The organism is Polaribacter sp. Hel1_85, assembly GCF_000766795.1.
Taxonomy (GTDB): Bacteria; Bacteroidota; Bacteroidia; order Flavobacteriales; family Flavobacteriaceae; genus Polaribacter.
On record NZ_JPDS01000001.1, the window covers coordinates 1 to 2,500 of the forward strand.

Below are 2,500 nucleotides of genomic sequence, written 5' to 3' on the forward strand. Positions count from 1 at the left end.
AATAGCAGAGTGCGATACCTAAAAGTTCATTGAAAATATTGAAATTGACAGCGTAAACAAAGAGTAGAATAACCACATTAAATTATTAATGTAAATTCTTTTGAAACTTATTCATTCAACATATTTAAAATATACAATGAAGAGTTTGATCCTGGCTCAGGATGAACGCTAGCGGCAGGCTTAACACATGCAAGTCGAGGGGTAACATTGGTGCTTGCACCAGATGACGACCGGCGCACGGGTGCGTAACGCGTATAGAACCTACCTTTTACAGAGGAATAGCCTTTAGAAATGAAGATTAATGCCTCATGGTATTGAGACTCGGCATCGAGACTTAATTAAAGATTTATCGGTAAAAGATGGCTATGCGTCCTATTAGTTAGTTGGTAAGGTAACGGCTTACCAAGACTTCGATAGGTAGGGGTCCTGAGAGGGAGATCCCCCACACTGGTACTGAGACACGGACCAGACTCCTACGGGAGGCAGCAGTGAGGAATATTGGGCAATGGAGGCAACTCTGACCCAGCCATGCCGCGTGCAGGAAGACGGCCCTATGGGTTGTAAACTGCTTTTATACAGGAAGAAACACTGGTATGTATACCAGCTTGACGGTACTGTAAGAATAAGGACCGGCTAACTCCGTGCCAGCAGCCGCGGTAATACGGAGGGTCCGAGCGTTATCCGGAATCATTGGGTTTAAAGGGTCCGCAGGCGGTCAATTAAGTCAGAGGTGAAATACCATAGCTCAACTATGGAACTGCCTTTGATACTGGTTGACTTGAGTCATATGGAAGTAGATAGAATGTGTAGTGTAGCGGTGAAATGCATAGATATTACACAGAATACCGATTGCGAAGGCAGTCTACTACGTATGTACTGACGCTGAGGGACGAAAGCGTGGGGAGCGAACAGGATTAGATACCCTGGTAGTCCACGCCGTAAACGATGGATACTAGTTGTTGGGCATTAGCTCAGTGACTAAGCGAAAGTGATAAGTATCCCACCTGGGGAGTACGGTCGCAAGACTGAAACTCAAAGGAATTGACGGGGGCCCGCACAAGCGGTGGAGCATGTGGTTTAATTCGATGATACGCGAGGAACCTTACCAGGGCTTAAATGTAGTATGACAGGACTAGAGATAGTTTTTTCTTCGGACATATTACAAGGTGCTGCATGGTTGTCGTCAGCTCGTGCCGTGAGGTGTCAGGTTAAGTCCTATAACGAGCGCAACCCCTGTCGTTAGTTGCCAGCATGTTATGATGGGGACTCTAACGAGACTGCCTACGCAAGTAGAGAGGAAGGTGGGGATGACGTCAAATCATCACGGCCCTTACGTCCTGGGCCACACACGTGCTACAATGGTATGGACAATGAGCAGCCATCTGGCAACAGAGAGCGAATCTATAAACCATATCACAGTTCGGATCGGAGTCTGCAACTCGACTCCGTGAAGCTGGAATCGCTAGTAATCGGATATCAGCCATGATCCGGTGAATACGTTCCCGGGCCTTGTACACACCGCCCGTCAAGCCATGGAAGCTGGGAGTGCCTGAAGTCGGTCACCGCAAGGAGCCGCCTAGGGTAAAACTGGTAACTAGGGCTAAGTCGTAACAAGGTAGCCGTACCGGAAGGTGCGGCTGGAACACCTCCTTTCTAGAGAAAGATGGTGAGTTACAAAGGGAAGTTTTACTCTTTGCTGTTAATTTTAAAATAAATAATATCAAGCTATTATAGTCTCGTAGCTCAGCTGGTTAGAGCGCTACACTGATAATGTAGAGGTCGGCAGTTCGAGTCTGCCCGGGACTACAAATTTTGATATTAAAGGAAATTCTAGAAGTTGAAGTAATTAGGATACTAATTACAATTCACTAATTACTAACTACTAGTAAAAGGGGGATTAGCTCAGCTGGCTAGAGCGCTTGCCTTGCACGCAAGAGGTCATCGGTTCGACTCCGATATTCTCCACAACGGTCAATTTCAAGTAAATAGACCACAAGTTCATTGACATATTGGTAAAATGATATCGTAAGAATCAAATAGATAGAGAACGTTTAAAATAGAGATATTTTAAACAATTTTTTTTATAAAAATATAAAAGAGCTCGTTGTAGTAGCAATACTATAGCAAAAAGTACAATAAGTTAAGTAAGGGCGTATGGCGGATGCCTAGGCTCTCAGAGACGACGAAGGACGTGATAAGCTGCGAAAAGTTACGGTGAGGGGCACATACCTTATGATCCGTAAATATCCGAATGGGGCAACCCGGCATGTTGAAGACATGTCACCTAGTAATAGGGGTAAACCCGGTGAACTGAAACATCTAAGTAACCGGAGGAAGAGAAAACAATAGTGATTCCGTTAGTAGTGGCGAGCGAACGCGGATTAGCCCAAACCAAAGTTGTTACGGCAATTTTGGGGTTGTAGGACCACAATATTCGATGCTAAGTGAATTAGAACTGTTTGGAAAGACAGACCATAGAGGGTGATAGTCCCGTAAAAGT

2 tRNA genes and 2 rRNA genes (1 of these 4 cut by a window edge) are annotated in these 2,500 nt (G+C 45.1%); all 4 read left to right on the forward strand.

The annotated features are described in order from the left end of the window. Nucleotides 1–133 precede the first annotated feature (133 nt). Nucleotides 134–1,653 (forward strand): 16S ribosomal RNA (locus tag PHEL85_RS00005). 79 nt (nt 1,654–1,732) lie between these two features. After that, nucleotides 1,733–1,806, forward strand: a tRNA-Ile gene (locus PHEL85_RS00010). Between the two features lie 85 nt (nt 1,807–1,891). Further along, nucleotides 1,892–1,965 (forward strand) — tRNA-Ala (locus PHEL85_RS00015). 168 nt (nt 1,966–2,133) lie between these two features. Continuing rightward, nucleotides 2,134–2,500 (forward strand): 23S ribosomal RNA (locus PHEL85_RS00020); it runs 2,517 nt beyond the window's last position. Together the 16S and 23S rRNA genes with 2 tRNA genes alongside form the textbook arrangement of a ribosomal RNA operon.